This is a genomic window from Lentzea flaviverrucosa, from assembly GCF_003350445.1.
GTDB classification, from domain to species: domain Bacteria; phylum Actinomycetota; class Actinomycetes; order Mycobacteriales; family Pseudonocardiaceae; genus Lentzea; species Lentzea californiensis.
In genome coordinates this window covers 285,824-308,724 of sequence record NZ_QQAU01000001.1, presented here as the reverse complement: position 1 = coordinate 308,724, position 22,901 = coordinate 285,824, and the positions used below count along the sequence as shown (strand labels likewise).

23 protein-coding genes are annotated in these 22,901 nt (G+C 71.4%); 15 read left to right on the top strand and 8 right to left on the bottom strand.

Features of this window, described 5'->3' with window-relative positions; translation table 11 throughout:
- Positions 1 to 34 precede the first annotated feature (34 nt).
- The 5 genes from DFR72_RS01570 to DFR72_RS01550 all read left to right on the top strand — a co-directional run bounded on the left by DFR72_RS01570 (position 35) and on the right by DFR72_RS01550 (position 9,202).
- Positions 35 to 1,531 carry a phosphatase PAP2 family protein gene (locus DFR72_RS01570; protein ID WP_090064380.1) on the top strand — a complete coding sequence of 499 codons (1,497 nt, stop codon included), beginning with the start codon at positions 35 to 37 and terminating at the stop codon, positions 1,529 to 1,531.
- 114 nt (positions 1,532 to 1,645) lie between these two features.
- Positions 1,646 to 2,611 carry an enediyne biosynthesis protein UnbU gene (locus tag DFR72_RS01565; RefSeq protein WP_090064381.1) on the top strand — a complete coding sequence of 322 codons (966 nt, stop codon included), beginning with the start codon at positions 1,646 to 1,648 and terminating at the stop codon, positions 2,609 to 2,611.
- Positions 2,608 to 8,016 carry a type I polyketide synthase gene (locus tag DFR72_RS01560; protein WP_090064382.1) on the top strand — a complete coding sequence of 1,803 codons (5,409 nt, stop codon included), beginning with the start codon at positions 2,608 to 2,610 and terminating at the stop codon, positions 8,014 to 8,016. Before DFR72_RS01565 ends, DFR72_RS01560 begins: the two co-directional genes overlap by 4 nt.
- Entirely contained in the window at positions 8,009 to 8,425 is a 417-nt protein-coding gene (locus DFR72_RS01555; RefSeq protein ID WP_090064383.1) for an acyl-CoA thioesterase, read from the top strand. The genes DFR72_RS01560 and DFR72_RS01555 overlap by 8 nt, the downstream gene beginning before the upstream one ends.
- 33 nt (positions 8,426 to 8,458) lie before the next feature.
- Entirely contained in the window at positions 8,459 to 9,202 is a 744-nt protein-coding gene (locus DFR72_RS01550) for an SRPBCC family protein (RefSeq protein ID WP_090064384.1), read from the top strand.
- A gap of 11 nt (positions 9,203 to 9,213) precedes the next feature.
- Here the strand turns inward: DFR72_RS01550 and DFR72_RS01545 are convergent, their stop codons facing one another.
- The 3 genes from DFR72_RS01545 to DFR72_RS01535 all read right to left on the bottom strand — a co-directional run bounded on the left by DFR72_RS01545 (position 9,214) and on the right by DFR72_RS01535 (position 10,953).
- The gene (locus tag DFR72_RS01545; RefSeq protein WP_090064385.1) at positions 9,214 to 9,819 is read right to left on the bottom strand and encodes a helix-turn-helix domain-containing protein; all 606 of its coding nucleotides are present in this window, start codon (positions 9,817 to 9,819) and stop codon (positions 9,214 to 9,216) included.
- 110 nt (positions 9,820 to 9,929) lie between these two features.
- Entirely contained in the window at positions 9,930 to 10,415 is a 486-nt protein-coding gene (locus tag DFR72_RS01540; RefSeq protein ID WP_114773578.1) for a DoxX family protein, read from the bottom strand.
- Between the two features lie 112 nt (positions 10,416 to 10,527).
- Entirely contained in the window at positions 10,528 to 10,953 is a 426-nt protein-coding gene (locus DFR72_RS01535) for an ester cyclase (RefSeq protein WP_090064386.1), read from the bottom strand.
- A gap of 151 nt (positions 10,954 to 11,104) precedes the next feature.
- Between DFR72_RS01535 and DFR72_RS01530 the strand changes: the two genes are divergently transcribed.
- Positions 11,105 to 11,956, top strand: a complete 852-nt coding sequence (locus DFR72_RS01530; RefSeq protein WP_090064387.1) for an SRPBCC family protein — start codon at positions 11,105 to 11,107, stop codon at positions 11,954 to 11,956.
- 1 nt (position 11,957) lies between these two features.
- Here the strand turns inward: DFR72_RS01530 and DFR72_RS01525 are convergent, their stop codons facing one another.
- The gene (locus DFR72_RS01525) at positions 11,958 to 12,470 is read right to left on the bottom strand and encodes an SRPBCC family protein (RefSeq protein WP_170176084.1); all 513 of its coding nucleotides are present in this window, start codon (positions 12,468 to 12,470) and stop codon (positions 11,958 to 11,960) included.
- 104 nt (positions 12,471 to 12,574) lie between these two features.
- Here DFR72_RS01525 and DFR72_RS01520 point away from each other — a divergent pair, with 104 nt between their 5' ends.
- From DFR72_RS01520 to DFR72_RS01495, 5 genes are read left to right on the top strand one after another with little or no spacing between them, the layout of a single operon-like run.
- The gene (locus tag DFR72_RS01520) at positions 12,575 to 13,864 is read left to right on the top strand and encodes an ABC1 kinase family protein (protein ID WP_090064389.1); all 1,290 of its coding nucleotides are present in this window, start codon (positions 12,575 to 12,577) and stop codon (positions 13,862 to 13,864) included.
- 28 nt (positions 13,865 to 13,892) lie between these two features.
- Positions 13,893 to 14,819, top strand: coding sequence for a hypothetical protein (locus DFR72_RS44835; RefSeq protein ID WP_090064390.1), 927 nt, complete (start codon positions 13,893 to 13,895; stop codon positions 14,817 to 14,819).
- Positions 14,820 to 14,826: 7 nt separating this feature from the next.
- Positions 14,827 to 15,069, top strand: a complete 243-nt coding sequence (locus DFR72_RS01505; RefSeq protein ID WP_090064391.1) for a hypothetical protein — start codon at positions 14,827 to 14,829, stop codon at positions 15,067 to 15,069.
- Complete coding sequence (locus tag DFR72_RS01500) at positions 15,069 to 15,608, top strand: nitroreductase family protein (protein WP_090064392.1); 540 nt, start codon at positions 15,069 to 15,071, stop codon at positions 15,606 to 15,608. Before DFR72_RS01505 ends, DFR72_RS01500 begins: the two co-directional genes overlap by 1 nt.
- Before the next feature lie 41 nt (positions 15,609 to 15,649).
- Positions 15,650 to 16,081, top strand: coding sequence for a hypothetical protein (locus DFR72_RS01495; RefSeq protein ID WP_090064393.1), 432 nt, complete (start codon positions 15,650 to 15,652; stop codon positions 16,079 to 16,081).
- 54 nt (positions 16,082 to 16,135) lie between these two features.
- Here DFR72_RS01495 and DFR72_RS01490 read toward each other — a convergent pair whose 3' ends face one another.
- A complete protein-coding gene (locus DFR72_RS01490; RefSeq protein ID WP_211335259.1) occupies positions 16,136 to 16,717 on the bottom strand; it encodes a PadR family transcriptional regulator in 582 nt (193 codons plus the stop codon).
- A gap of 179 nt (positions 16,718 to 16,896) precedes the next feature.
- On the opposite strand from DFR72_RS01490, the gene DFR72_RS01485 reads away from it, so the two are divergent.
- Positions 16,897 to 18,090: an FG-GAP repeat domain-containing protein gene (locus tag DFR72_RS01485; RefSeq protein ID WP_090064394.1), complete on the top strand. Its 1,194-nt coding sequence runs from the start codon at positions 16,897 to 16,899 to the stop codon at positions 18,088 to 18,090.
- On the opposite strand, the gene DFR72_RS01480 is transcribed toward DFR72_RS01485, so the two are convergent.
- Complete coding sequence (locus tag DFR72_RS01480; protein WP_090064395.1) at positions 18,087 to 18,464, bottom strand: VOC family protein; 378 nt, start codon at positions 18,462 to 18,464, stop codon at positions 18,087 to 18,089. The genes DFR72_RS01485 and DFR72_RS01480 overlap by 4 nt on opposite strands.
- Before the next feature lie 153 nt (positions 18,465 to 18,617).
- On the opposite strand from DFR72_RS01480, the gene DFR72_RS01475 reads away from it, so the two are divergent.
- Complete coding sequence (locus DFR72_RS01475) at positions 18,618 to 19,622, top strand: ATP-binding cassette domain-containing protein (RefSeq protein WP_090064603.1); 1,005 nt, start codon at positions 18,618 to 18,620, stop codon at positions 19,620 to 19,622.
- Entirely contained in the window at positions 19,619 to 20,422 is an 804-nt protein-coding gene (locus DFR72_RS01470; protein WP_090064396.1) for an ABC transporter permease, read from the top strand. The genes DFR72_RS01475 and DFR72_RS01470 overlap by 4 nt, the downstream gene beginning before the upstream one ends.
- Before the next feature lie 54 nt (positions 20,423 to 20,476).
- Here the strand turns inward: DFR72_RS01470 and DFR72_RS01465 are convergent, their stop codons facing one another.
- Entirely contained in the window at positions 20,477 to 20,989 is a 513-nt protein-coding gene (locus DFR72_RS01465) for an ester cyclase (RefSeq protein ID WP_211335258.1), read from the bottom strand.
- A 180-nt stretch (positions 20,990 to 21,169) separates the two neighbouring features.
- Here DFR72_RS01465 and DFR72_RS01460 point away from each other — a divergent pair, with 180 nt between their 5' ends.
- Positions 21,170 to 22,387 (top strand): FG-GAP repeat domain-containing protein, encoded by a 1,218-nt coding sequence (locus DFR72_RS01460; protein WP_211335257.1) that lies wholly within the window; start codon positions 21,170 to 21,172, stop codon positions 22,385 to 22,387.
- A gap of 114 nt (positions 22,388 to 22,501) precedes the next feature.
- Here the strand turns inward: DFR72_RS01460 and DFR72_RS01455 are convergent, their stop codons facing one another.
- A complete protein-coding gene (locus DFR72_RS01455) occupies positions 22,502 to 22,891 on the bottom strand; it encodes a VOC family protein (protein ID WP_090064397.1) in 390 nt (129 codons plus the stop codon).
- Positions 22,892 to 22,901 lie beyond the last annotated feature (10 nt).

Sequence of the window (22,901 nt, the reverse complement as noted above, 5' to 3'; positions counted from 1 at the left end):
ACCGTTCGCGCGAACGGCCAGATAGGACGAGAACATGAGCCCACCTGTCGATCGGTCGACCAAGTCCGATGCGGACGCGCTGCCGGTCATGCACGTGAGCAACGGCGAGGAGAACCTCTACCCGGACTACCTCGGCAGCTACAGCAAGGGGTTGTCGCACAACGAGTTCGGTGAGGTCGACCCCGCCGTCTACCGGCAGTACCTCCGGGCTCTGCTCAGCGAGAACCCGGACGAGATAGACCGCATCCCCCTCGCCGAGGGGCGGCCGCTGACGAACCCGCAGGCTGGGCTCGCGGTCGACGCCGTCGGTCCGCCGAGTCACGCGATGACGATTCCGCCCGCGCCGAGGATGGACTCGGCCGAGCTGTCCGCGGAGGCGACCGAGCTGTACTGGATGGCGCTGTGCAGGGACGTTCCGTTCACCAGGTTCGCGGACGACCGGCTGGTCGCCGCGGCGGCCGACGACCTGAGCAGGTTGTCGGACTACCGCGCGGCCAAGCGGGGCGGCCGGGTGGAGCCGGACTTCGTGTTCCGCGGCGACACGCCGGGGGACCACGCGGGTCCGTTCATCTCCCAGTTCTTCTACCGGCCCGTCCAGTTCGGCACCTACCGGACCGAGCAGCGCCAGGACACGGTGGCGGCCAACCGTGACTACGCCACCACGTTCGAGACGTACCTGCGGCTGCAGAACGGCTGGAACCGGTCGCTGGCGGCGTCCGAACGCGACCAGGCGAACCGCCGGTACCTCGCCACGCCGAGGGACCTGACGCACTGGGTGCACTACGACGCGGGTCCCACGCCGGCGCAGGCGTTCATCAACGCCGCGCTGATCATGCACTACGCGGGCACGCCGACGGACGCGGGAAACCCTTACGTGGACTCGAAGACACAGCTCGGGTTCGCCACCTTCGGGATCCCGCACCTGCTGTCGCTGGTGACCGAGGTCGCGAACCGCGCGTTGCGCGCGGCCTGGTTCCAGAAGTGGTACGTGCACCGGCGGCTGCGTCCCGAGGCGTTCTGCGCCAGGGTGCACAACCGGATCACGGGCAGGCGGGAGTACGAGTTCCTGAACAACGAGGTGCTCGACTCCGACGCGGTGGACCGGGTGTTCAGCAAGTTCGGTTCCTACCTGCTGCCGCAGGCGTTCCCCGAGGGTTCGCCGACGCACCCGTCCTACGCTGCGGGGCACGCCACCGCGGCGGGAGCCTGCGCGACGATCCTGAAGGCCTGGCACGACGAGACGGCGATCCTGCCGGATCCGGTGCAGGCCAACGACAGCGGCACCGAACTGGTGCCGTACACCGGCGCGGACGCGGACCGGCTGACCGTCGGCGGGGAGCTGAACAAGCTCGCCGCCAACATCGGAGTCGGCCGCAACATGGCGGGGGTTCACTGGCGGTCCGACTTCGCCCAGTCGGCGAAGCTGGGCGAGAGTCTGGCGATCGAGCTGCTTCGTGAGCAGAAGTCGTGGTTCAACGAGAGGCACCGCTTCTCGGTCACCCGTTTCGACGGCACCACGGTGACCATCTGATCCCGCGACGCCCCACCCGGCGGCAGGCGCGGCGCGACTTTCCGTCCGCGCCGCGCCTGCCGCCGCCCTTCACTTCCCACCCTGCAGCCCCACTCCCCGGACGGTGACCTCCCGATGACCACGACGCCCGCTGACACCACCCGACCGTCGCCGAGCCACCGGCTCGCGGCCCGGCCGCCGGACAAGCGGCTCATGGCGTTGCGCCGCTTCGCCATGTCGATCACGGCGTTCAACGTCATCGGCCACCTGGTCCTCGGTTTCGAGCAGTCGCCGATCACGCCGATCACGACGGTGCTCGTGGCCTACGCCGTCGACCTGCTGCTCGAGACGCTGGACGCGCGCGCCCACGGCCGCACGCCCGGCTACGCGGGCGGCTGGCTCAAGATGCTCAACTTCCTGCTGCCGAGCCACATCGGCGGACTCGCCGTGGCGATGCTGTTGTACGGCAACACGTCGCTGTGGCCCTACATCTTCGCGGTGACCGCGGGCATCAGCACCAAGTACGTGCTCAGGCTGCGCGTGCGCGGGCGGAAACGGCATTTCCTCAACCCCTCCAACGCGGGCATCGCGCTCACGCTGGTGCTGTTCCCGTGGGTCGGCATCGCGCCGCCCTACCACTTCACCAACGAGCCCACCGGTGCCATCGACTGGATCCTGCCGCTGGCCATCCTCGGCGCGGGCACGATGATCAACGCCAAGCTGACCGGCAAGCTGCCCCTGATCCTGGGCTGGGCCGGCGGGTTCGCCGCCCAGGCCGTGCTGCGGTGGTTGATCTTCGACCACGCACTGCTGGCGGCGCTGCTGCCGATGACCGGGCTGGCCTTCGTGATCTTCACCAACTACATGATCACCGATCCCGGCAGCACTCCGCAGGGCAGGCGCAACCAGGTGCTGTTCGGCCTGGCCACCGCGTTCACCTACGGCGTGCTCGTGCTCAACGGGGTGGTGTTCGGCTTCTTCTTCGCACTGGTGATCGTCTGCATCCTGCGTGGCGCCGTGCTGCTGGCGGCGGAGCTGCGCTCGGCGCCGGCGGGACGCGCGACGGGAAGGGCCTCGCTCGCGGGCGTTGATGGGCGGTGAGCACCCCCAGGATCGCCATCGTCGGCATGGCCTGCCGGTACCCGGACGCCTCGACCCCCGAAGAGCTGTGGCAGACGGTCCTCGGCCGCAGGCGCGCGTTCCGCGCCATCCCGCCGGAGAGGCTCGACCTGGCCGACTACGGCGGCGAACCGTCCGAAGTGGACAAGACCGTCGCGCGCCGGGCGGCAGTGCTGCGCAACTGGACGTTCGACCGGGCGGGGTTCCGCGTTCCCGGAGCGCTGTACCGCGCGGTGGACCCGACGCACTGGCTCGCCCTCGACACCGCCCGCGCGGCCCTCGAGGACGCCGGTGTGCCCGGCGGCGAGGGGGTCGACCGCGACCGCACCGGGGTGTTCATCGGCAACTCGCTGGCGGGCGAGTTCAGCCGCGCGTCGTTGCTGCGGCTGCGCTGGCCCTCGCTGCGGCACGTCGTCGGAGCGGCGCTGGAGGAGTCCGGTGTCGAGGGCGACACCGCCGCCAAGGTCCTCGCCACCGCCGAACGCGTGCTGAAGGCACCGTTCCCCGTGCCCGACGACGAGATGCTCGCGGGCGGGCTCAGCAACACGATCGCCGGCCGGGTGTGCAACCACTTCGACTTCCACGGGGCCGGCTACACCGTCGACGGCGCGTGCTCGTCGAGCCTGCTCGCGGTGATCACCGCGAGCGAGGCGCTGGCCCGCGGCGAACTCTCGTTCGCGCTCGCGGGCGGCGTGGACCTCTCGCTGGACCCGTTCGAGCTGATCGGGTTCGCACGGGTGGGCGCCCTGTCCGCCGGTGAGATGCGGGTCTACGACGCGAAGCCCACCGGATTCCTGCCGGGGGAGGGCTGCGGGATCGTGGCACTGATGCGCGCCGAGGACGCCGAGGCGCGAGGACTGCGGATCTACGCGCACCTCGTCGGCTGGGGCATGTCCTCCGACGGCGCCGGTGGCGTCACCCGTCCTGCCGTCGGCGGGCAGACGAGGGCGTTGCGCCGGGCCTACGCGCGAGCAGGCCTCCTGCCCGCGGCGGCCGGGCTGATCGAGGGCCACGGCACGGGCACCGCGGTGGGCGACCAGGTCGAGCTCGAGGCGTTGCTCGCGGTGCGGGGCTTCAGCTCGCCCGTCGCCGCGCTGGGCAGCGTCAAGGCCAACATCGGCCACACCAAGGCGGCGGCCGGCGTCGCGGGACTCATCAAGGCGGCACTCGCCGTGTCGCACCGGGTGATCCCGCCGATGACCGGCGTGCGCGAGCTCCACCCGCTGCTCGCCGGACCGGCGGCCGGTCTGCGGCTGCCCGGCGAGCCCGAACCGTGGACGCACCGCAACCCGGTCGCGGGCGTGTCCTCGGCGGGGTTCGGCGGCATCAACACGCACGTGGTGCTCGACGCGGGCGTGCGCACCGCGATGACGAGGAGGGTGCCGCGCAGGCTCGTGCCCGCGGCAACGGAACCCGCCGCGACGCTGCCGGACTCGGCGCGCCACTGGTCGGCGCCGCTGCCCGAGTGGGAACCGTTCCTCATCACGGCGAGCGACCTCGCCGAGCTCGACGACCGGCTCGGCACGCTGGGCGAACGCTGCGCGGCCATGAGCGAGGCCGAGCTGCACGACCTCGCGGCCACGCTGACCGCGCGGCACGACCCGCGTGCCGCCGTGCGCTGCGTCCTCGTGGCCGCCGATCCCGCCGGGCTCGCGGCGGCCGCCACGGCCGCACGCAAGCAGTTGCCGGGATGGGACTCGAACCTGCTGGTCGACGAACCCGCCGGGGTGGTGGTCGGGCGCGGCTCGGGTGTCCGGGTCGGCCTCCTGCTGCCGGGGCAGGCCGCACCCGTGCGGGCCGCGCTCGGTCTGCCGGGCCGCCTGCTGCCGCACCCGCCGTCCACTCCGGACGGTCTGGTGGACGGGGCCGCGGACACCGCGATCGCCCAGCCCGCCGTGGTGTGGCAGTCCCTCACCGGCCTGGCCTGGCTGCGGCACCTCGGGTGTCACCCGGTCGCGGCGCTCGGGCACAGCCTCGGTGAGCTGACCGCGCTGGCCTGGGCCGGCGTGCTGACCGAGGAGCAGGTCCTCGACCTGGCCGCGCACCGCGGCCGGTTGATGGCGGAGCACGGCACCCGCGGCACCGGGATGATCTCGGTGGCGGCACCGGCGGAGGCGGCGCTCGACCTCGCGGAGAGCACGGAGGCCGTGCTGGCGGCCGAGAACGGACCGCAGGCCGTGGTGCTCGCCGGGCCCGTCGCGGCACTCGACGTCGTGGCCGTGCGAGCGGCGGCGGCAGGCGTCCACGTGGCGAAACTGCCGGTGTCGCACGGTTTCCACAGCTCGGCCATGTCGGGTGTGACCCGGCCGTGGCGCGAGTACCTGCGCGAGGTGCCGATGGTCGCGCCGGACAAACCCGTCTTCTCCACGGTGACCGGAACGCGGCTCGGCCCGTTCGACGACGTCGCGGCGCTGCTCGTCGAGCAGCTGACCGAGCCGGTGCGGTTCCTGGAGGCCGTCCGCGAGCTCGCCGCGCGCTGCGACCTGCTGGTGGAGGCCGGTCCCGGCACGATGCTCGCCACGCTCGCGGCACCGGCGGGCCTTCCCGCGGTGAGCCTCGACTGCGGCGGTTCCGCGCGGCGCACCGCCTTCGCCTCGGCAACCCTCTTCGCCTCCGCGACCGCCAAGCCGCAGGCGTGGTTCGGTGACCGCGCGCACCGGCTGGTCGACCTGGACACCCCGCTCGAGTTCCTGGCCAACCCGTGCGAGTCGTTGCCCAAGAACGGTGTGCGGCAGTCCGCGACCGCGCCGGTCGAGGTTTCCGAGGTGGTGGAGACCGCACCGGCCGCGTCGGGCACGGACCTGCTCACGGCCGTGCGCGAGTACCTGGCCGAGGAGCTGGAACTGCCGGTCTCGGCGATCACGGACGACACGATGTTGCTGTCCGACCTGCACGTCAACTCGCTGCAGGTCGTGCGCCTGGTCAGCGAGATCGCCGCGCGGCACGGCAGGCAGCTCGTGCTCGACGAGTCGCTCGACGGCGTCACCGTGGGCGGGCTGGCGCGTCGGCTGGAGGAACTGCCGGAGGACGCCCAGGACGGCCAGACCGAGCTCAGCGGTGTGCGTCCGTGGGTCGGGTTGTTCAGCCACCACTGGGTGCCGCTGGGGCCCTCGCCGGAGCGTTCCGCCGCCCACGACCCGGCGGAACTGGTGGTGGAGCTGCCCGGTACCGCCGGCACCGCGGAGATCGCGCGGCTGCTGCGCGAGATCGCCGGGAGCGCGCCGCGGCGGTTGCTCCTGACGCACACCGGGCACCCGGCCGCGGCGGCGGTGGGCAGGGCGGTCTCGGCCGAGCTGCCCGGCTGCGCGGTGACGGTGCTGGACGCGCCGCCCGGCGAGAACGCGCCGGCCGTGGCCGCCGCGGCCTCCGTCACGCCGGCCTCCGGGTACGCGGAGCTCCGCGTGCGCGACGGAGTGGTCGAACGACTGGTGACCCGGCCGCACGCCGGCTCGCCCGGATCGGCGGCGTTGCCGCTCGGGCCGGGAGACGTGTGCCTGGTGAGCGGCGGCGCCACCGGGATCACCGCGCGCTGTGCCGCCGCTCTCGCCGGGGAGACCGGCGCGCAGCTCGTCGTGCTGGGCAGGCGGCCCGCCGACGACCCGGACGTGGCCGCGGAGGTGGCGGCGCTCGGCGCCGACTACGTCAGCTGCGACCTGACCGACCCGGCGGCCGTGCGGGCGGCGGTGCGCGAGGCCGCCCGGTTCGGCCCGGTGCGCGGCCTGCTGCACGGCGCGGGCGTCAACCAGCCGCGCCGGCTCGCCGAGGTGGGCGAGGAGGGCCTTGCCGCCACGGTCGCGCCGAAGGTGCACGGCCTGCGGGAACTGCTCTCGGCCGTCGAGGAGGTCGTGCCGGGGGAACAGCTGCGACTGGTGGTCGCCTTCGGGTCGATCATCGGACGGCAGGGGCTCGCCGGGCAGTCCGAGTACTGCGTGGCGAACGACTGGATGCGCGCCGAGCTGGAGCACTGGGCGCGGCGCAACCCCCGGTGCCGCACGCACCTGCTCGAGTGGTCGGCGTGGTCCGGCGTCGGCATGGCCGACCGGATGCGCGTCACCACGCAGCTGAGCAGGCTCGGACTCGCGCTCATCGAACCGGGACAGGGCGTCACGGCGATGCTCGGCGCGCTCACCGACCCGAGCGCGCCGGTCACCCTGCTCGTCACCGGCCGCTTCCCGCCGTCGGCGACGTTGCGGGTCGAGCCGGAACACCACCCGTCGCCCGCGGGGCTGCGGTTCGCCGAGGAGTTGCGGAGCTGGGTGCCCGGGGTGGAGACGATCGCCGAGGCGACGCTCAACACCGGCACCGATCCGTACCTCTCCGAGCACCGGGTGTCCGGGGTGCTCGTGCTGCCCGCGGTGATCGGTGCCGAGGCGATGGCCCAGACCGCCGCTCTGACGACCGGGCCACGCGGCTCGTGGACGTTCCACGACCTCCGGCTGCACCGGCCCGTGACCGTGGGCGAGCGGTCCGACCGGGTCATCCGCGTGGCGGCGCTGGCGCGGCACGACCGGCAGGTCGACCTGTCCGTGCGCCAGGACGGTGACGGCTTCGGCGCCGACCACCTCAGCGCGAGCCTCGTGCCGTCGGCGCCACCGCCTGCCCGGCGGGCAGCGGTCGACGCCGTGCCCGCCGGTCCTCCCCACCACGCCTACGGGTCGGTCCTGTTCCACAGTGGACGGTTCCAGCGCGTGGTGCGGTACGAAGTGCTCTCCGCGTTCACCGTCACGGCCTGGCTGCACGCGCGGGAGGACACGTGGTTCGCCGAGTACCACGGCTCACGCCTGCTGCTCGGTGATCCCGCCGCGCACGACGCCACCATCCACGCGTTGCTCCCCTGCGTGCCGCACAAGCGCGCGTTGCCGGTGGAGGTGGAGGAGCTCAACGTCTGGCGCAGGCCGGCGGGCATGCTCTTGGTGCACGCGGTCGAGACGTGGCACTCGGCGGACGAGTTCCTGTTCGACGTCGACCTCGTGCAGCCGGACGGCCTGCCGGTGGCGCGGTGGACCGGGTTGCGGCTGAAGGTGGTCGGGGACGGCGACCTCGCCGGGCCGCTGCCGTGGGACCAGACCGGACCGTGGCTGAGCCGCCGGCTGGTCGAGTGCGGCTGGGCGCACCGCATCGAGGTGTGGAGCGACGGCGACCTGCTCGTCGCCGACCGTTCGGCCGGCTTGCACTGGACACCGGGAGACGAGGATCCCGGCACCGCCGCGCGGCAGGCGCTCGCCCGTCTGGGGGCGTCCGGTCCCGTGGTGTTCGACGAGGTCACCGAGGACGGCCTGATGTCCGGGGTCGTGCGCGGGATCCGGGTCGTCGTCGCCAGGAGGGTGACGGACATCGGGCCCGTGACGGTGGCGCTGGCGTTCGGTGAGGAGCACGACGATGCCTGAGCACTACGTCCACCGGCACGTGGTGACGCTGGACGAGACGAACCTCGTCGGCAACGTCTACTTCGCGCACTACCTGCGCTGGCAGGGACATTGCCGCGAGCACTTCCTGGCCGACCACGCGCCCGGAGTGCTGCGGCGGCTCACCGCGGGAGAACTGGCGATGGTCACCGTGTCCTGCCGGATGGACTACTTCGCGGAGTGCTTCGCGCTGGAGGAGATCGACGTCCTGATGTCGTTGTCCGGCGCCGGGGGCAACAGGATCGTGATGGACTTCGAGTTCCGGCGCGGCGGGGCCGTGGTCGCGCGAGGTGGGCAGACCGTCGCGTGCATGCGGCGGACGGCGGACGGCGTGGCACCCGTCGAGGTGCCCGCCGAGCTGGCGTCCGCCTTGGCCGCCTACTCGGGCTAGTATGACTATTAGTCATACTAGCGGGGAGGCTGCATGGCTCGGCGGATCGTCAAGGAGGTCGAGGTCGAGGCGCCGCTGGAGCAGGTGTGGCAGGCGATCTCGAGCGGTCCGGGCTTCGCCACCTGGTACGTGCCGCACGCGATCGACCCGACACCGGGTGGGCTGGTGCGCACGGACTTCGGGCCCGCCGGCGTGCGGGAGGGCGTCGTGCTCGACGCCGAACCGCCCCAGCGGCTCGTGTACGGCGGGTTCGGCGCGCCGGAGGACCCGGTGTACTGCTACGAGTTCGTGCTCGCGGCCGCCGGAGGCGGTCACACCGCGTTCCGGCTGGTGCAGAACGGTTTCCTCGACGACGAGGTGTGGGACGCGGAGTACGACGCGCTGGACGCGGGCTGGGACCTCTTCCTGCACAACCTGATCGTGTCCCAGCGGTGTTTCGCGCGCCTGCCCGCGTCGCTCGCGATGGCCATGACGCGCTCGGCGTCGGGCGGCGAGTGGGACCGGCTGCTCGCCGCGCTGCGCGTGCCCGCGGGCGTCGTCGTGGGCGACCGGGTCCTGGTCGCGGCGCCGGGGGCCGCGCCGGTCGAGGGCGTGGTCGACTTCCTCAACCCCGGCAGGCACCTCGGCGTCCGGTCGGCTCGCGGGTTGCACCGGTTCAGCGCCGAGGGCGTCGAGCTGTGCGGCGTCAGCGTCTACCAGTACCGGTACGGGAGTCCGCCGCTGCACGCGGACGTGTCCGCGTGCTGGCAGCGGTGGCTGGACGAGCGGTTCGCCTGACCCGGGAACGATCAGTCGGAGGGCAGGGTGCGGCGCCGCGCCGGGCGGACGCTCGGGTGCACGGCCACGACCATGCGGTGCGGACGGCCGCCGGGCGCGTTCTCGTCGTGGTACTTGGCCGCCAGCGCCGTCACCGCCGCCGAGAGCTCGGTGGCGAACTGCGTGCGCGCCGCGGCGGAGGCGAAGCGGATCTCGCCGTCCAGGGCGAAGGTCGCCACCTTCCGGCCGGCCCGGCGCGAGCCGATCAGCAGCTCGCCCAGGTCGCGCATCAGCTGGGCGGTCACGGCCAGCAGCCAGCCGAGCGAGCGGTGGTCCCGGCTGTGCCGGGGATCGGGCTGGACCTGCTCGAAGACGTCGGGGGAGATCACGTACGAGCTGGACGCCTGCAGGAAGCGCTCGGTGGTGTTGCGGACCCGGCGCTCGGACACCAGCTGGATCAGGCCGTGCTCCTCGAGCGTCCGCAGGTGGTAGTTGATCTTCTGGCGCGGGATGCCGAGCAGGGGTTCGAGGGTGGTGGCCGACTCCGGTGTGGCCAGCTCCGCCAGCAGCCGCAGGCGGATCGGTTCGAGGGCGATGCGTGCCGTGCCCGCGTCGCGGATGACTTCGATCTCGTTCACGTGCGGCTCCCCACCGGCTGATCGGACAACTTCGCCTTTATATACGAACCCGGCTGTGGAAACGCGGAAGCCGCCGTCGGGGGGATGACGGCGGCTCCCAGCGGTCGGGCTCAGCCGGCGCTGCGAGGGGTGAGCGCCTTGCCGGCCACGACGAGCGCGGCGGCCACCAGCACGATGTCCTTCAACACGTACTGGCCGGTCAGGTTGGGCGTCAGAGTGTCGTGCTCGAAGAGCTGGCCTGGCATCAGGACCAGGGGCGAGAGGATGCCCGTCAGCGCCACACCGAGCACGGCGAGCCCGGTCCTGCGCAGCCTGCCGGTGATGAGCGACAGCCCGATGAAGGTCTCCATCAGCGCCACGAGCACCACCGCGCCACGACCGGGCACCAGGCCCAGCGTCAGCATCTCCACCGTCGTGCCCGCGATGTGCTCCGCCGGGCTGATCCCGGGGAAGAACTTCAGCGCGCCGAAGCCGAGGAACACGAGGCCCAGGCTCAGGCGCAGCAGCCCGACGCTGTGCCGCGAGAGCCAGCGGGAGGCGACGTCGGTGAAGCGAGTGGTGACGCGCAGGGAATGTGTGGTGATCGCGATGCTCATGGCGCTCCCCCTGGGGCGGTGTTCTGCGGTGCACCCAAGGTCGCATGAACAAATCTGACTGTCAATACAAAAGTTTTTGTCCCATGGGAGCCGTTGCCGCGCAACGGTTGTCTCAGATCCCCAGTTGGTGGGCCATGCTCAGGGCGTCGTAGTAGACCGTGCAGCCGGCGATCCGGCCGCCGCGGAACCGCAGCACCTCACAGCCGCGGACGTCGAGGCGGCGTCCGGTGGCGGGGTACACCGTGCCGTCCGGCATGGTGAGCGTGCCCGTGTGCGTGCCGTGGTTGCGGACCTCCGCGACGACGACGTCCCCGTCCTGGTGCAGCGCCATGACCTCGGCCACGGCGTCCGGCAGACCGGCGCGGCTGCGGCGCATCCAGTCGCGGAACCCGTCGTGCCCGTGGATCGACTCACCGGTCGCCATGTCGGCGAGCTCGTAGTCCTCGGTGAGGAGCAGGACCACGCCCTCCACGTCGTTCTCGGTGAAGCGCCGGTACATGGTGCGCGCGATGTGCGCGTTGGCCTGAGGTGTTGTCATGGCGGGATCCCGTCTGCCGCGCGGTGTGCGCCTTCTGGTCTACCGCCGGGAACGCGCGCGGTCCTTCTCGCAGGTTGCCGCATCTTCCGCGGCGGTCGAGAACACGCGGCCGGCCGACGCAGCATGGAGCTGACGACGGGAGGTGCCTGCGATGGCAGACAAGGTGTTCGTGAAGGCGATGGTGTTCGCCCCCGCGCCCGCGGTGTACCGGGCGATGACGACCGAGCTGTCCCTGAGCACGTGGTTCGCCGAGCACGTCGACGTCCGGCTGGACGACGGCAGATTCGAGTTCTGGGGGAGGCACACACCGTTCGGCGACGTGCCGCGGCAGACGAACGTGTCGGCCGAGCCGGGCGGGAGGCTGCGCTTCGACTGGGAGATGGAGGGGGTGAGCACCGCGGTCGAGATGGCGGTGCGCGGGACCGCCGGCGGTGACACGACGGTGTCGGTGCGGCACGAGCCGGTCCCGTTCTGGGGGTTCGACCGGGCGAGCATGAACGACTTCTGGGGGATCGCGGTCGGCAACCTCGCCAACTTCACCGAGGGACGGACCCTCGCGCCGCGTCCCGACTACACGGTTCCCTGCGAGGAGACGGCTTTCGCGACGATCGTGGTCGACACGAGCGCCGAGGACGTGTTCTCCGTGCTCCTCGACCCGGCCATGATCGACAAGTGGCTGCCGTCGCAGTCGGTGGTGGAACCGTGGGAGGGCGGGCGTTACGAGTTCGGCTGGGACCACGGCCCGATGACGGTGGTCGACATCGAGGCACCGCACCGGCTCGCCTACACCTGGCACAACGACGGCTGGCCGGACACCCTCGTGAGCTGGGAGCTGGACGAGGAGCAGGAGGAGGGAACCAGGATCAACCTGCGCCACAGCGGTTTCGTCGACGGCCGCCCGTCCGACGGCTACCAGCTCGGCTGGCAGAACCTGCTGATCAACCTGCAGCGCATGGTGGAGATCGGCGAACGCTGGAAGGCGCCGCAGTGGCGGCACCGGTGACTCAGTCCGCGGGCAGCCAGCCGAGCGAGGTGGCCATCGTGCGCATCGTGGCGGTCACGTTGTGCAGCAACACACCGCGCCGGAACTCGTAGAGCGCGTCCGCGTGCTCCGGCTGCGCCTCCATCGCGTTCACGAGGTGGCTGCCGCCGGGGCCGTGGCGGAACGTCTGGGTGATCAGCGTTCCGCCACCCGGACGTTCGGTGAGCCGGTAGCACCACGTCGAGGAGGGCAGCGCCGGATCTCCCGCGAACCCGACGACGATCCACGAGAAGCTCGCCGGCCTGCTGACCTCGACCACCTCGCAGGTCACGTCCCACTCCCACTCGCCGGCCCGGTTGCGCGCGTGGAACCGCGCACCAGGTTCGGCACCCCTGGCGCCGTCGATCCACTTGACGTGGACGCACTCCGGGCTCCACTCGGGCACTCGGGTCGGATCGGCCACCGCGTCGAACACCTCGGCGGCGGGGGCGCCGACTTCGAGCTCGACGGTCACGGCGAGGGTGGTCACGTCCACGGGGCGCACCTCCGGTCGATGGATCTCCTTGCAGGCTAACGCAAACGCGATCCGCGCAAGCTGGGACAAGTGTTGTCCTGTCCTGGGGTCCTATAACCGTAGGCATGTTCCAGAGCGTTCAGCTCGTCCTGCGAGCGATCACCGTGGTCTCGATCTCCCTGTGGCACATGGCTTTGGCCGGCCCGGTGATCGCGGTGCGCGCGTGCGTGAACCGCGCGGAGGCGGGAGCGGTGCTGCGTCGCCGCACGCGCCGGTTGGTGGTCGCGCTGGGCCCGGCCTTCGTGAAGGGCGCGCAACTGCTGAGCACCCGGCGCGACGTGCTCCCGGCCGGCTGGTGCGAGGCGCTGGCGGACCTGCACGACCGGGTGCCGCCCATGTCCGTGCGCACGGCCGGAAAAGCGCTGCGTTCGGCGTACGGCGGTGATCCTCCCTTCACGGTCGACTGGAATTCCGTGCGCAGCGGCAGCATCGCGTGCGTCTACCGGGCCGAGCTGGACGGGCTTCCCGTCGCGGTCAAGGTGCGCAGACCCCGTGTGCGCAAGCTGATCGAGCAGGACTTCGCGATCATGCGCGCGGGCGCCGCGGTGATGCAGCGGCTGCCGTGGTTCCGCGGCCTGCCCGCGGTCGCCGTGCTGCGCCAGATCGGTGCCGCGGTGGCGGCGCAGGCGGACTTCGAGGCGGAGGCAGGTGCCCTCGCCGAACTGCGCACGTTGCTGGCCGACGTGGACTACCTGCACATCCCGCGCCCGCTGCCCGAGCACGGCGCGGAAGGCGTGCTGGTGATGGAGTTCGTCGACGGACTCGCCCCGCTCGCCACCGAGAGCACATCCGCCGCGCGACGCGCCGAGCTCGCCCGGCGGGTGCTGTTCTGCGTCTACCGCATGCTCTTCCTCGACGGCCTGGTCCACTGCGACATGCACCCCGGCAACCTCTACCTGGGGCGCGACGGCCGGATCGTCCTGCTCGACGCGGGGTTCGTGGTCCGGCTGGAACCCAGGGTGCGCAGGCTCTTCGCCGAGTTCTTCATGCACATGGCCCGCGGTGACGGCCCGCACTGCGCGGAGATCCTCCAGGAGAGCGCGGAGGGCGTCGCCGAGGGCGCCGACGTCGCCGCGTTCCGCCGGGGGACCGTCGCGTTGATCGAGGAGTCGAGCGGCCGCGCGGCCCGTGACTTCAGCCTCGTCCGGTTCGCCACGCGGCTGTTCGACCTGCAGCGCGTCAACGGGCTGTTCGCGGCGCCCGAGTTCATCTTCCCGTTGCTGGCCCTGCTCGTGCTGGAGGGCCGGATCAACGAGCTCGACGAAGAGGTCGACTTCCAGGCCGAGTCGATCCCCGTGCTCACCAGGGCGGTCATGTCAGGCCTGCTCAAGACCGGTACCCGGAAGCAGGCCTGACGGCCCTTCCCCTCCGACAGGAGAAAGCATGCAACCGACGTTCCTGCACGCCGCACGTCCGGCGATCCCGAAACGCGGACGGCTGGTGGCGCTCAGCGCCCTCGCCGGGTTCGTGCTCACGGTGATCTGGTCGGCGCCGTTCGTGGACCGCGTCATCGGCGACAACGTCGCGAACTCGATGCTCGGCCACGACGCGAAGGCCACGCCTCTGGACGGTGTGCTGGCGGGCATCGCCTTCGCGTTCGTCACCGGGCTGGCCGGCTCGTTCACCGCGTGCAACATCGCGGTGTTCGGGGTCGTGACGCCACTCGTCGGCGACCGGGGCGCGGCCAGGCCGCGCTGGCGGGACTCGCTGCGCGCACTGGGGTGGATCTGCGTGGGAGCGGTGGGCATCTCCGCCGTCTACGGCGCGCTGGTCGCGATCGTGGGCACCTCCATGCCCCAGTTCGCGACCACGGCGAGCGTGGCCGGTGTGCTCAGCCCGCGCCAGGTCCAGTCGATGATCGTGTTCGGCGTCATCGGCGTCGCGTTCATCTACCTCGGCCTCGCCGCCCTGCGCCTGGTGCCCGACCCGTTCGCCCGCGTCCGGCAGCGCCACCCCGCGGTGCCGCTCGTCGTGATGGGCGTGCTGATCGGCGCGCTGCTCATCGGCCGGCCGTTCCCGTTGTTCCGGATCATGTTCCGGCACGCCGCGGAGAGCGGGAACGTCCTCTACGGGATGTCCGCGTTCGTCCTGCAGTCACTGGGAAACCTGGTGATCGCCGCCGTCGTGTTCCTGGTGCTGGCCCACGCCACCGGCGGCCGCGTGCAGCGCTGGCTGGCGGCCAGGCCCGGCCGCACCGAGCGGATCACCGCGGTCGCGTTCCTCGTGTTCGGCACGTTCACCCTGCTGTACTGGGACCTGCGGTCCCTCGGACGGGCCGGGCTCATCTGGTACCCGGCCGTCGGCTGGTGAGGGCCTGATGTCGACGCGGCCGGTGCTGGTGGTCGTCACGGTGGCGGTGCTCGTCTACTGGGCCGAACTCCTGCTGCGCCTCGCGCAGACCTACCTGCTCCACACACCCGAGCCGCACGCGCGAGGACTGCTCGGCGTGGCGCTGCCGTGGCTCGCGGAATCCGGATGGGCACACCACGGCGTCGCGTTCGTCGTGCTGGCCGGGTGTCTCGTGGCGCACCGCGGGGCGGCGCGCGCCGAGGTGACCTGATGTCAGGCGCGTTCGGCACCGGCATCCCGGTCGAGACGTGCGAGCGGCTGTTCGACGCGGCCCGTTGCGCGGAGTCGGCCTGGAACCGGCAGCCGTGGCGGTTCGTCCTGGGCAGGTGCGCGGATCCGACCTACCGGACGTTGTTCTCGGCGCTCGCCGAGGACAACCGCGTCAAGGCGTGCACCGCTGCCGCGCTGGTCCTGGCGGCCGTCCGGACCGCCGACGACGCGGGCAAGAGGACGCGCGGCACCGAGTACGAGCTCGGCCTGGCGGTCGGGGGACTGACCGCCAGGGCGCGCGCCGAGGGCCTGCAGGTGCGGCAGTACGGCGGGTTCGACCGCGCCGCGGTGCGCGACGCACTCGCCGTACCGGACACGCACGACCTCGTCACGGTGGTCGGGTTGATGTGGGCCCGACCCGGCCGCACCCGTCCGGCCGTGCGGATGTCGTTGTCCGACATCGTGTTCTCCGGCCGCTGGGGCACCCCCGCGGATCTCGCAACCGGGAAGAGACGCTCCTCCGCCGAATCACGATACTGAGGAACAGCAATGTTCCTTCACTGGCCGGAGAATGGCGTGCAATGGACTTTCTGCAACTGGGTGGGCCCATAGCGGCGGTCGTCACCGCGTTCCTGAGCTTCGTCGGCGCACGGCGGATGATCAGGCACGAGAGAGCCAAGGAAGAGCTGCGGCACGCCGAGCAGCAACGCGCGGAGGACCTGGCCAGGCAGAAGGCCGCCGACAACCTGGTGGACCAGGCGAGGGCGGCGGTGGCCGCCGAGCGCGACCAGTTGCTGGGCCGCTGGCAGCAGACCCTCGACGAGGCCAACGAGGAACGCCGGCGCCTCGTCGAGGACCACCGGATGGAGATCGAACGGGTGCGTCAGCAGGCGCGCTGGGAGGTGGACCGGGTGCGTCGCGAGTCGGCTGTCATCGTCACCCAGTTGCGCGCCCAGTTCGCCGAACGGCTCGACGACCGCGACGAGCCCCGCCGCATCGAGCACAGAGGCTAGGGGGCCGCCCGGCACTTCGCCGGGCGGCACCACCGGCGTGCCAGAACCCGTCCGTCAGTCCTGCTCCCGCGCCGCCTCCATGCGGTCGAGGTCGGCCAGCACGGTGTCGATCGCGGTGATCTCGGCGGCGAAGTAGGCGGAGCCCCAGGTGGCGACCAGTCCCGGGTAGGGCAGCGACTGGTCCAGCTCGGTCCTGAGCAGGGTGAGCCCGTTGGTCTGCTCCACGGCCCAGTCGCGGTACTCCGTGAGGACCTCGCGCAGCCTGCCGTGGTTGGTCTGGTGGCCGAAGAACAGGCGCAGCGCGACGGAGTGCTTGAGCAGCGGAGGAGCGACCGGGGCGTGGTCCAGCCACTCGCGGAAGACCTTCAGGCCGGCTTCGGTGATCCGGTACAACCGCTTGTCCGGGCGGCTCTTCTGCTCCTCCAGGTGCACCTCGACGAGCCCGTGCTCCAGCAGCCTGCGCAGCTCGAGGTAGATCTGGCTCTGCGCGGGGCTCCAGTAGAAGTAGCGCAGGTTCATCGCCCACTTGCGCAGGTCGTACCCGGTCAGCTCCTGACCGAACGACAGCAGGCCGAGCACTGCGTACGCCGTCGCGGGCAGCGCCGGGTCCTGGCTGGGCACTTCTTCCTGCGCCACGGTGTCTCCTGCGTTCTGACGTGCGGTGAACGGCTCGACGACAGTCTGCCACCCCGCCGTGTGTCCTAAGCGGACCCTCGGTGCCGCGGGGTTTGGCAAGACGGGATAAGCGGGTCCGGGTGGTCGCGGGCTATCAATCGAGGTGAGCGAAAAGGTACGCCACCGCAAGGAGAATCCCGATGGCACAACCCACCACGGCCCGGCACGCCAGGAGCAGCTCCGCGGCTGTGATCGTGTTCACGGCGGCTCTCACCGCCGCCTGCACGGGCGGAAGCGACAAATCGGGCCAGCCGCCTCCGGGCACCCCGCCCTCGTCCACCGTCCCGGCGGGACCCGCGCTGTCGTTCGCGACCTCGGCCGGCAGTCCGGTCGGCGACAACCCGCGGGCGATCTCGGCCGCGGACTTCGACCGCGACGGCGTCCTGGACCTCGTCACGGCCAACCTCGGACCGGGCGACGCGTCCGTGCTCTTCGGCGACGGCAGCGCGGGTTTCCGCGAGATCGTGACGATCCCGGCCGGACCGGCGGCCCTGCGCAACGTCACCGCGGACGTCGACGCGGACGGCAACGCCGACGTGGTCACGATCAACGTCAGCGACGAGACCGTCACGGTGCAGCGCGGGGACGGCAAGGGCGGGTTCGGCACGCCGACCGTCCACGCCGCCGGAGACGGTCCGTCCGGTGTGGTCGCCACCGACCTCGACGGCAACGGGAGCCTGGACCTCGCGACCGCCAACTACGACGGCGACAACGTGAGCGTCATGCTCGCCGACGGCAGCGGCGGGTTCGCAGCCCCGGTGCACCTGCCCGCCGGGAACGGCCCGGCCGACATCACCGCCGCCGACTTCAACGGCGACGGGCGCACGGACCTGGCGTCGGGCAACCACCACTCGGACGACGCCGGAATCCTCCTCGGCAACGGCGACGGCACCTTCGCCCCCGTGGTCTCCGCCAAGGCGGGCAACGGCCCGCACGGGATCGTCACCGCCGACTTCAACGCCGACGGCCACGCCGACCTCGCCACCCCCGACTACGAGGGCGACACGGTCTCCGTGCTCCTCGGCGACGGCAAGGGCGGGTTCGCGGAGCCGCTGGTGATGCCGGCGGGCGACGGCCCGACCGGGATCGCGGCCGCCGACCTCGACGGCGACGGCGACGCCGACCTGGCGTCCGCGAACTTCGAGTCCGACAACGTCTCGGTCTTCGCGGGCGACGGCCGCGGCGGGTTCGCCGCCGCGCTGACGGTGCCCGCTGCGGACGGCCCGATCAAGATCGTCGCGGGTGACCTGGACGCCGACGGCAAGGCGGACCTGGCGGTGGCGAACTCCCACGCCGACAACGTCGTGGTGCTCCGCAACACCACCGGCGGCTAGCCGCGCGGTTCCCACAGCTCGAACCAGTTCCCCTCCGGGTCGCACGCCCACGCGAACCGCCCGTAGTCGTACTGCTCGATCTCGTCCCTGACCGGGGTGCCGGTGGACCGCAGCCGGGCGAGCACGGCGTCCAGGTCGGCGACGCGGAAGTTGACCATCACCTGCTGGGCCGGGTTGTGGAAGTACCCGGTGTCCTCCGGGAACGGGCCCCACACCGTAGGCCCGGCCTGCTGGTCCCACATCCGCTCCTCGCCGGTCTGCTCGCCGTCACCGGGGCTGATCGGGATGCCGAGGTTGTCGCGGTACCACCGGGCCTGGGCCCGTGGGTCCTTCGCGCGGAAGAAGACTCCGCCGATGCCTTGGACGAGGTCCATGTCGTCTCCACCCGTTGCCCGTCGTGTCCGAAGAGTGCTGTTTGTGTGACAAACAGTCATATCGATTGTATGATGTTTAGTCATATGCCGCCCAGTGCGGCGCGCGGTTTCCGGAGGGGTGTGCCGGCATTCGAGCCCGGCGGAGAGGCGATGATGACCGCAGCGATCGTGGCTCGGGGAGTCGTGAAGAAGTACGCGTCGGTGACGGCGCTGGACGGCTTCGACCTGGAGGTCGCCGAGGGAACGGTGATGGGTCTGCTCGGCCCGAACGGAGCGGGCAAGACCACGGCGGTCAGGGTCTTCGCCACCCTCATCCAGCCCGACAGCGGCCACGCCGAGGTCGCCGGGATCGACGTGGTGGCCAATCCGCGCGGGGTGCGCGAGGTGATCGGCCTGTCGGGGCAGTACGCCGCGGTCGACGAGCTGTTGACGGGGTACGAGAACCTGGAGCTGATCGGCCGGCTCTACCACCTGGGCAAGAAGGGTGCGAAGGCGCGCGCCGAGGAGCTGCTCGAGCAGTTCGACCTGACCGAGGCCGCGGGCAGGCGCCTCAAGGAGTACTCCGGCGGCATGCGCCGGCGTCTCGACCTCGCGGGCGCGCTGGTGCGCAAACCGAAGGTGCTCATCCTCGACGAACCGACGACGGGCCTCGACATCCGCAGCCGTGAGGCCACGTGGGAGGCCATCGGCGAACTGGTCGCGTCGGGCAGCACGCTGCTGCTCACGACGCAGTACCTCGAGGAGGCCGACCGGCTGGCCCACCGCATCGCGGTGATCGACCACGGCAAGCTGATCGCCAACGGCACGGCCGACGAGCTCAAGGACCAGGTCGGCGGCCACCGGCTCGAGGTGGCGCTGCGCGACGCGGCCGACCTCGACCACGCCCGCGCCGTGCTGGCGCCGATCGGGCACGGCGAACCCGTTGCCTCGCAGGAGGACCGCCGGGTGGTCGTGCCGATCGCGGCTGCCGGGGGAGTGCTGGTCGAAGGTGTGCGCAGGCTCGACATGGCCGGCATCGAGGTGGTCGACGCCTCGGTGCGCCGGCCCACGCTGGACGACGTCTTCCTCGCCCTCACGGGGCATCGGGCGGACAAGGCCGAGCAGAACGGTGAAGGCGTGAAGGCCGAGGAGACGAAGAACGAGGAGCCTGTTCGATGAGTGCGGTGGGACTCGCCGTCGGTGACGGCGTGGTGCTGGCGAAGCGCAACCTCACCAGGACGTTGCGCGTGCCGGACCTGATGATGTCGTCGCTGATCATGCCGATCATGTCGACGTTGCTGTTCGCCTACATCTTCGGCAGTGCCATCCAGGTGCCGGGCGTCTCGTACACCGAGTTCCTGCTCGTCGGCGTGTTCGTGCAGACCGTGGTGTTCAACTCGGTGATCACCGGCTCGGGGTTGGCCGAGGACATCCAGAAGGGCATCGTCGACCGGTTCCGGTCGCTGCCGATCTCGCCGTACTCCGTCCTCATCGGACGGACGATCAGCGATCTCGCGAACAACGTGCTGTCGATCGTCGTGATGGTCGTGACGGGACTGCTCGTCGGCTGGCGCATCGACAGCTCGCTCGGCGAGGCGGCGGCGGGTTTCCTGCTGTTGCTGGCGTTCGCGTACGCGCTGTCGTGGGTCCTGGCCGTCGTGGGACTGTCGGTGCGGGCGCCGGAGGTGGTGACGAACGCCAGCTTCATGATCATCATGCCGTTGTGCTTCATCGCCAACACCTACGTCAGCCCGGAGGGCTTCCCCTCGGTGCTGCGGGTGATCGCCGAGTGGAATCCCGTGTCCGCGGTGACGCAGGCGGTGCGGGAGCTGTTCGGCAACACCAACCCGGACTTCCCGCCCGGTGCGGCGTGGCCGTTGCAGAACTCGGTCCTGGCGTCGTTCCTGTGGATCGTGGTGATGCTCGTGGTGTTCGTGCCGTTCGCGACCAGCCGCTACCGCAAGGCCGTCGCCCGCTGACGTTCGCAGCAGACCGCGCGCACGGATTCGTTCCGTGCGCGCGGTCTGCTGTGGTCAGAACTTCAGGCCGAGCTGGGTCGCCACGGTCAGGAAGTCGTAGTACAGCGTGCCCTTGGCGATCCTGCCGTCGCGGAACTCGTAGAGCTCGCAGCTCAGTCCGCGGATCCGCTTGCCCGTGGGCGGGTGCTCCCCGCCGCCGGGCAACGGGAACGGCGCCGTGTGCGTGCCCTCGTTGACCACCTCCGCGACCGCGAAGTCCCCCTTGACCACCAGGGACTGGATCGTCGTCCGCGCGTCGGGCAGCGGGATCCGGTTCGCCGCCTGCCGCTGCTTCCAGCCCGCGGGACCGCGCACCACCTCGCCCGACGGCACGTCGACGCCCTCGTAGTCGTCGGTGAGCAGCGCGCTCGCCCCGTCGAGGTCGTTGTCGTTGAACTTCTGGTAGAGCGCGCGCAGCGTCTCTTCGTTGCGCAGTTCGTTCGTCACGCCGCCTTCTCCGTCCTGGCCCGCGAGCAGGCCGTGCGCAAAATCGCCGAGCTTTCGTCCGAATGATTCGATGTCGCTCATCGCTCCCCGTTTCCAGGCAGGTGTAGGTCCCGTTCTACGGCGCACCGCCGACTCTTTCTTCTTCCAGTGTGCTGAATGTGGAATTCGCGCACTTCGTGATTGGGCAAGCGATGAAAAGCCTGGTGGGCGCCCTGCGGCTGACACTGGAAAACGCAGCCGATCGAGTGCGAGGAGAAGCACATGGGCGCCGCAATGCGCGTTTCCCGAAAAGTGGCCGGATCTCTGGTGGCGGTGCTGCTGGTCGCCGGCTGCACCACGAAGTCCGAACCGGATCCGCCGCCGGGCACCCCGTCCGGCGAGCGGCCGACGGCCACGGTGCCGCCCGCCGGCACGCCGTCCCCGGTGCCACTGCCCGCCCCGCAGGCGTCGTTCGCGGCGGCCGCGGCGTTCAAGGCGGGCGACGCCTCGGCCGACATCCTGGCGGCCGACCTCAACGGCGACGGCGCACTGGACCTGGCGACGCCCAACTACAACTCGAACGACGTGGCCGTGCTGATCGCCGACGGCAACGGCGGCTACGCGCCGCCGGTGATCCTGCCCGCCGGCCGCACCCCGAACGGCCTCGCGGCCGGTGACTTCGACTCCGACGGTCACGAGGACCTCGTCGCCGCGAACCTCGGTTCCGACGACCTGTCGCTGTACTTGGGCGACGGCACCGGCGAGTTCGGCGAGCCGGCCACCTTCCCGGCCGGCGACGGACCGGCCCGCGCCGTGGCACGCGACCTCAACGGCGACAGCTTCCTCGACGTCGTGACGCCCAACCTCAACGGCGACGACGTGACCGTGATGCTGGGGGACGGCAAGGGTGCGTTCGCCGCACCGGCCCACCACCCGGCGGGTGACGGCGCGCTGCGGCTGTCGGTCGCGGACCTCGACGGCGACGGGAAGCTCGACCTCGCGGTGTCGAACTACAACTCCGGTGACGTCACCGTGCTCAAGGGCGACGGTGGCGGCCGGTTCGGCCCGCCCGCGGCCTTCCCGGCGGGCGACACCTCGGCCGGTGCCGCGCTCGCCGACTTCAACAGCGACGGCGCGCTCGACGTCGTCAGCGCCCTCTACGAGGTGGACCAGATCGCCGTGCTGTTCGGTGACGGCAAGGGCGGCTTCGGCGGCCCGGTCGTGCTCGGCTCGGGTGAGCACCCCTCCGACACGGGTGTCGGCGACTTCAACGGCGACGGGTTCGCGGACGTCGTCGCGCCCAACTTCGACTCCGACGACGTGAGCCTGCTGCACGGCGACGGCAAGGGCGGGTTCGCCGCCCCGGTCAGCATCAAGGTCGGCGCCGGTGCGCCCGCGATCGTGGTCACCGACTTCAACGGCGACGGCAAGGCCGACTTCGCGACCGCGGACTCGCTCGCGGACACGGTTTCGGTGCTGCTCAACACCACCGGCGGCTGACGCCGGCCCGGGCTGCTCGTTCCCCCCTCGCCCAGGGCCTGGCCGCGACCGCCGTGCCAGATGGGTTCCCCGCCGGTGTGGTCACCCGGCGGGGAACCCCTCGTTCTCGTGGGATCACGACGACCAGAGGCCCACGTGGTTGCCGTCCGGATCGCGGATGACGGCGCACAACCCGTGGGCGCCACCGATGTTCATGAGCGGGCGGTGCAGCGTGGCGCCGGCCGCCAGTGCCACCTCGACGGTCTCCGGGATGTCGTCCACGTGCAGGTACAACACGCTCGACTCGCGGCCGACGGCCTCGTCCGGCGTCGTGGTGCGGGCGATGCCGCCGTTGCCGCTCTCGCCGTCGGCGGTCTTGATGACGAGGTAGCCGTCGAGGCTCTCGTCGGCGTCGCCGAGCGGGTCGAACGTCCACCCGAACACCGTGCCGTAGAACTCCGCTGCTCTGGTGACGTCACGAACGTGGATCTCGAACCACGCCAGCGCGCCGCGGTGAAGGGACATCGGGGTCTCC

Coding starts and splice junctions, on each gene's coding strand:
- DFR72_RS01570 (WP_090064380.1), top strand. CDS start 35: ATGAGCCCACCTGTCGATCGGTCGACCAAGTCCGATGCGGACGCGCTG.
- DFR72_RS01565 (WP_090064381.1), top strand. CDS start 1,646: ATGACCACGACGCCCGCTGACACCACCCGACCGTCGCCGAGCCACCGG.
- DFR72_RS01555 (WP_090064383.1), top strand. CDS start 8,009: ATGCCTGAGCACTACGTCCACCGGCACGTGGTGACGCTGGACGAGACG.
- DFR72_RS01550 (WP_090064384.1), top strand. CDS start 8,459: ATGGCTCGGCGGATCGTCAAGGAGGTCGAGGTCGAGGCGCCGCTGGAG.
- DFR72_RS01540 (WP_114773578.1), bottom strand. CDS start 10,415: ATGAGCATCGCGATCACCACACATTCCCTGCGCGTCACCACTCGCTTC.
- DFR72_RS01535 (WP_090064386.1), bottom strand. CDS start 10,953: ATGACAACACCTCAGGCCAACGCGCACATCGCGCGCACCATGTACCGG.
- DFR72_RS01530 (WP_090064387.1), top strand. CDS start 11,105: ATGGCAGACAAGGTGTTCGTGAAGGCGATGGTGTTCGCCCCCGCGCCC.
- DFR72_RS01520 (WP_090064389.1), top strand. CDS start 12,575: ATGTTCCAGAGCGTTCAGCTCGTCCTGCGAGCGATCACCGTGGTCTCG.
- DFR72_RS44835 (WP_090064390.1), top strand. CDS start 13,893: ATGCAACCGACGTTCCTGCACGCCGCACGTCCGGCGATCCCGAAACGC.
- DFR72_RS01505 (WP_090064391.1), top strand. CDS start 14,827: ATGTCGACGCGGCCGGTGCTGGTGGTCGTCACGGTGGCGGTGCTCGTC.
- DFR72_RS01500 (WP_090064392.1), top strand. CDS start 15,069: ATGTCAGGCGCGTTCGGCACCGGCATCCCGGTCGAGACGTGCGAGCGG.
- DFR72_RS01495 (WP_090064393.1), top strand. CDS start 15,650: ATGGACTTTCTGCAACTGGGTGGGCCCATAGCGGCGGTCGTCACCGCG.
- DFR72_RS01485 (WP_090064394.1), top strand. CDS start 16,897: ATGGCACAACCCACCACGGCCCGGCACGCCAGGAGCAGCTCCGCGGCT.
- DFR72_RS01480 (WP_090064395.1), bottom strand. CDS start 18,464: ATGGACCTCGTCCAAGGCATCGGCGGAGTCTTCTTCCGCGCGAAGGAC.
- DFR72_RS01475 (WP_090064603.1), top strand. CDS start 18,618: ATGACCGCAGCGATCGTGGCTCGGGGAGTCGTGAAGAAGTACGCGTCG.
- DFR72_RS01470 (WP_090064396.1), top strand. CDS start 19,619: ATGAGTGCGGTGGGACTCGCCGTCGGTGACGGCGTGGTGCTGGCGAAG.
- DFR72_RS01465 (WP_211335258.1), bottom strand. CDS start 20,989: ATGAGCGACATCGAATCATTCGGACGAAAGCTCGGCGATTTTGCGCAC.
- DFR72_RS01460 (WP_211335257.1), top strand. CDS start 21,170: ATGGGCGCCGCAATGCGCGTTTCCCGAAAAGTGGCCGGATCTCTGGTG.
- DFR72_RS01455 (WP_090064397.1), bottom strand. CDS start 22,891: ATGTCCCTTCACCGCGGCGCGCTGGCGTGGTTCGAGATCCACGTTCGT.